4 protein-coding genes are annotated in these 4,443 nt (G+C 65.8%); all 4 read left to right on the forward strand.

The features are described from left to right. Positions 1-95 precede the first annotated feature (95 nt). The 4 genes from ACE026_RS09230 (at position 96) to ACE026_RS09245 (ending at position 4,419) form a co-directional block, all read left to right on the forward strand. Positions 96-1,229, forward strand: a complete 1,134-nt coding sequence (locus tag ACE026_RS09230) for an ABC transporter ATP-binding protein (protein WP_070426989.1) — start codon at positions 96-98, stop codon at positions 1,227-1,229. Next, the gene (locus tag ACE026_RS09235) at positions 1,226-2,137 is read left to right on the forward strand and encodes an ABC transporter permease subunit (RefSeq protein ID WP_123728827.1); all 912 of its coding nucleotides are present in this window, start codon (positions 1,226-1,228) and stop codon (positions 2,135-2,137) included. Before ACE026_RS09230 ends, ACE026_RS09235 begins: the two co-directional genes overlap by 4 nt. Further along, the gene (locus tag ACE026_RS09240) at positions 2,134-2,979 is read left to right on the forward strand and encodes an ABC transporter permease subunit (RefSeq protein WP_486038763.1); all 846 of its coding nucleotides are present in this window, start codon (positions 2,134-2,136) and stop codon (positions 2,977-2,979) included. The genes ACE026_RS09235 and ACE026_RS09240 overlap by 4 nt, the downstream gene beginning before the upstream one ends. A gap of 75 nt (positions 2,980-3,054) precedes the next feature. After that, positions 3,055-4,419: an NAD-dependent succinate-semialdehyde dehydrogenase gene (locus ACE026_RS09245; RefSeq protein ID WP_486038764.1), complete on the forward strand. Its 1,365-nt coding sequence runs from the start codon at positions 3,055-3,057 to the stop codon at positions 4,417-4,419. The last annotated feature ends 24 nt before the right edge of the window (positions 4,420-4,443 follow it).

The following is a 4,443-nucleotide window of genomic DNA, read 5'->3' on the forward strand; positions in this document are numbered from 1 at the left end:
GGCGTCGTCGTTTCAGGGGGTAGGACATGACGCGGCCACCACCGGTAAAATGGCATTCTCCCCCCGTCCCGCCGCCGCTCCCGGAGCCGCTGACCATGCCATTTGAAGCCAAGCCGGAAGGCGCGGTGCTCCCGGTCCTGGAACCGGGCTACCTGTCCATCCGCGCGCTGCGCAAGGAGTTCGACGGTTTCGTCGCGCTCGACGACGTCACCCTGGACGTGCGCAAAGGCGAGATATTCGCGCTGCTCGGTGGCTCGGGCAGCGGCAAATCGACGCTGCTGCGCTGCCTGGGCGGCTTCGAGACCCCCACCCAGGGGACCATCGATCTGGACGGCCAGCGCATCAACGCGCTGCCCCCGTACCAGCGCCCGATCAACATGATGTTCCAGTCCTACGCGCTGTTCCCGCACATGACGGTGGAGCAGAACATCGCCTTCGGCCTCAAGCAGGACGGCATGGCGCGCGATGCGATCAACCGCCGGGTCGGTGAAATGCTGGAACTGGTGCAGCTGGGCAAGCTGGCCAAGCGCAAGCCGCATCAGCTCTCTGGTGGCCAGCAGCAGCGCGTGGCGCTGGCGCGGTCGCTGGCCAAAGGCCCGAAGCTGCTGTTGCTGGATGAGCCGATGGGCGCGCTGGACAAGAAGCTGCGCTCGCAGATGCAGCTGGAGCTGGTCAACATCATCGAGACCACCGGCGTGACCTGCGTGATGGTCACCCACGATCAGGAAGAAGCCATGACCATGGCCACCCGGATCGCGGTCATGGATGCCGGCTGGATCCAGCAGGTCGGCAAGCCGGATGAAATCTACGAGCAGCCGGCCAACCGCTTCGTGGCCGAGTTCATCGGCTCGGTGAACCTGTTCGATGGCGTGCTTGATGAGGACCTGCCCGAATACGTCACCGTGCGTACGCCGCTGTTTCCTGCGCCGATCTACGTTGCCCACGGCATCACCGGATACGAAGGCCAGCCGGTGGCGTTCGCACTGCGCCCGGAGAAGGTGATGATCGGCAAGGACGAGCCGGCCGGGGACACCAACAAGGCCCAGGGCGTGATCGAGGAGATCGCCTACTTCGGCAGCCACTCGGTGTTCCATGTGCGCCTGCCGAGCGGGGCCAAGGTGCTGTCCAACTTCGCCAATTCGCAGCGCTGGGCCAGCGATGGCCTGACCTGGGGTGACACCGTGTGGGTGCACTGGCGCGACAACGATGGCGTGGTGCTGACCTCATGACCGCGACCGGCTGGAAGCGCTGGCTCCCGGGCACGCGCGCCGGCGTGATCGCCGCGCCGTACCTGTGGCTGCTGCTGTTCTTCGCGGTGCCGTTCGTGATCATCCTGATGATCTCCTTCGCGCGCACCCAGGTCGGCTCGCCGCCGTACACCTGGCTGCTGGAGTACGTGGATGGCGCCTTCTCGCTCAAGCTCAACCTTGGCAGCTACGCGGCCCTGGTCAAGGACAACCAGTACGCGCTGGCGTACCTGAGCTCGATCAAGATCGCGGTGATCTCGACCCTGCTCACGCTGCTGATCGGCTACCCGATGGCGTACGTGATCTCGCGGATGAGCCCGGCCGCGCGCAACGTGGCGATGATGCTGGTGGTGCTGCCCTCGTGGACCTCGTTCCTGATCCGCGTGTATGCGTGGATCGGCATCCTGGACCGCAACGGCCTGCTCAACCAGCTGTTGCTCAAGCTCGGCCTGATCGATGCGCCGCTGCAGATCCTGTACACCCCGACCGCCGCCTACATCGGCATCGTGTACTGCTACCTGCCGTTCATGGTGCTGCCGCTGTACGCCAACCTGGTCAAGCTGGACAACCGCCTGCTTGAAGCCGCCTACGATCTCGGTGCCAAGCCCTGGCAGGCCTTCATGCGGATCACGCTGCCGCTCTCGCGCACCGGCATCATCGCCGGCTGCATGCTGGTGATGATCCCGGCCGTGGGTGAGTTCGTGATTCCGGAAATGCTCGGCGGGCCGGATACGCTGATGATCGGCCGCGTGCTGTGGGGCGAGTTCTTCAACAACCGCGACTGGCCCACGGCCTCGGCGGTGGCGATCGTGATGCTGGCCCTGCTGCTGGTGCCGATCCTGCTGTTCAACCGCATGCAGCAGCGCGAGCTGGAAGGAAAGCTGGCATGAGCATGGTGCGCAGCAACCGCTGGCTGGGCTGGAGCCTGCTCGGGCTGGGCTTCGCCTTCCTGTACCTGCCGATCCTGTTGTTGATGGTGTATTCCTTCAACGCCTCCAAGCTGGCCACGGTATGGTCGGGCTTCTCCACGCGCTGGTACGGCGAGCTGTTCAACAACCGGCAGATCCTGGTTGCGCTGTGGATCAGCCTCAAGGTCGCGTTCTGGACGGCCTGTGCGGCCACCGTGCTCGGCACGATGGCGGCGATGGTGATGACCCGCATGCGCCGCTTCCCGGGCAAGACCGTGTTCGGTGCGTTGATCACCGCGCCGTTGGTGATGCCCGAAGTGATCCTGGGTTTCTCGCTGATGACCCTGCTGGTGGCGATGGGCGGCATTCCCGGTTTCCCCAGCCGCGGCGTGACCAGCATCTGGATCGCACATGTCACCTTCACCCTGTCCTTCGTGACGGTGGTGGTGTCCTCGCGCCTGCAGGAGCTGGACCGCTCGCTGGAGGAGGCCGCGATGGACCTCGGCGCGAGCCGGCTCAAGGTGTTCTTCCAGATCACGCTGCCGATCATCGCCCCGGCGCTGGTGGCCGGCTGGCTGCTGGCGTTCACGCTCTCGCTCGATGACGTGGTGATCGCCAGCTTCGTGGCCGGCCCCAACTCCACCACGCTGCCGATGAAGGTGTTTTCCTCGGTGCGGATGGGCATCAAGCCGGAGATCAACGCGCTTGCCACCTTGATGGTGCTGGCGGTGTCGATCGCGGCCGTGGTGGGCTGGTACATCACGGCCCGGGCCGAGAAGCGCCGCCAGCGCGACATGCAGATGGCGTTGCAGGACCCCGGCTGAACGTCATCCCGATCCGGCAACATCCGGCTCACGGGGCCGGGCGCACACTGCGGGTCTGACTTTTGGAGACCCACGATGACCGCTGACATCATCAATCCCGCGACCGGCCAGATCACGTATCGCCACGAACTGCTTACCGCCGAGGGGGTCGAGCAGCGCTTGGCCGCTGCCGCCGAGGCGTTCCCGGCCTGGTCTGCGCGTTCGCTGCAGGAGCGCGGGGCGATCCTGCGCGCCATCGCTGCCCAACTGCGCCAGCGCAAGGGTGACATCCAGCAGGCGATGACCACCGAGATGGGCAAGCTCAAGGTGGAAGCGCTGGGCGAGATCGAGAAGTGCGCCGAGGCCTGCGAGTTCTACGCCGACCACGCGGCGGACTACCTGAAGCCGCAGCTGATCGACACCGAAGCCCAGCGCAGCTACGTGCGCTACGAGCCTATCGGCTGTGTGTTCGCGGTGATGCCGTGGAACTTCCCGATCTGGCAGGTGTTTCGTTTCCTCGCGCCGGCGTTCATGGCCGGCAACGTGGCCCTGCTCAAGCACGCCAGCAACGTGCCGCAATGCGCCGACCTGATCCTGGCCGTGTGCCGTGATGGCGGCCTGCCCGAGGGCGTGTTCGATGTGCTGCATATCGACAACGACCAGGCCGCCGAGGTGCTGCGCGACAAGCGGGTCAAGGCGGTGACACTGACCGGCAGCGAGCGCGCCGGGCGGTCCATCGCGGCCAATGCCGGTGACCAGCTCAAAAAGTGCGTGATGGAACTGGGCGGCAGCGATGCCTTCGTGGTGCTGGAGGATGCAGACCTCGAGAAGACGGTCGCCGCCGCGGTGAAGTCACGCTTCGACAACAGCGGCCAGACCTGCATCGCGGCCAAGCGCTTCATCGTGGTCGATGCGATCGCCGATGCGTTCGTGGAGAAGTTCGCCGCCGCCGCCGGCAAGCGCGTCTACGGCGATCCGCAGGACGAAAAGACCACGCTCGCGCCGATGGCGCGCGCGGACCTGCGCGACGAGCTGCACAAGCAGGTGCAGGACAGCATCGCCAAGGGCGCCAAGCTGCTGCTGGGCGGCGAGCCGGTGGCCGGTTCGCACGCGGGTTACCCGGCCACGATCCTGGACAACGTGAGCCCCGGCATGCCGGCCTATGACGAAGAACTGTTCGGCCCGGCCGCCGCGATCCTGCGCGTCAGCGATGACGCTGAAGCACTGCGCGTGGCCAACGACACCAGCTTCGGCCTGGGCGGCAGCGTGTGGACCACCGATGCGGCGCGCGGCGAAGCCATCGCCCAGCAACTGGAATGTGGTGCCGCCTTCGTCAACGCCATCGTCAAAAGCGACGTCCGCCTCCCCTTCGGCGGCAGCAAACGCTCCGGCTTCGGCCGTGAACTCGCAGAACATGGCATCCATGAGTTCATGAACATCAAGACCGTTTACGTGGCCTGATGCCATGAACCGGGTAGTGGCCGG

Source organism: Stenotrophomonas sp. AGC87 (genome assembly GCF_057333975.1).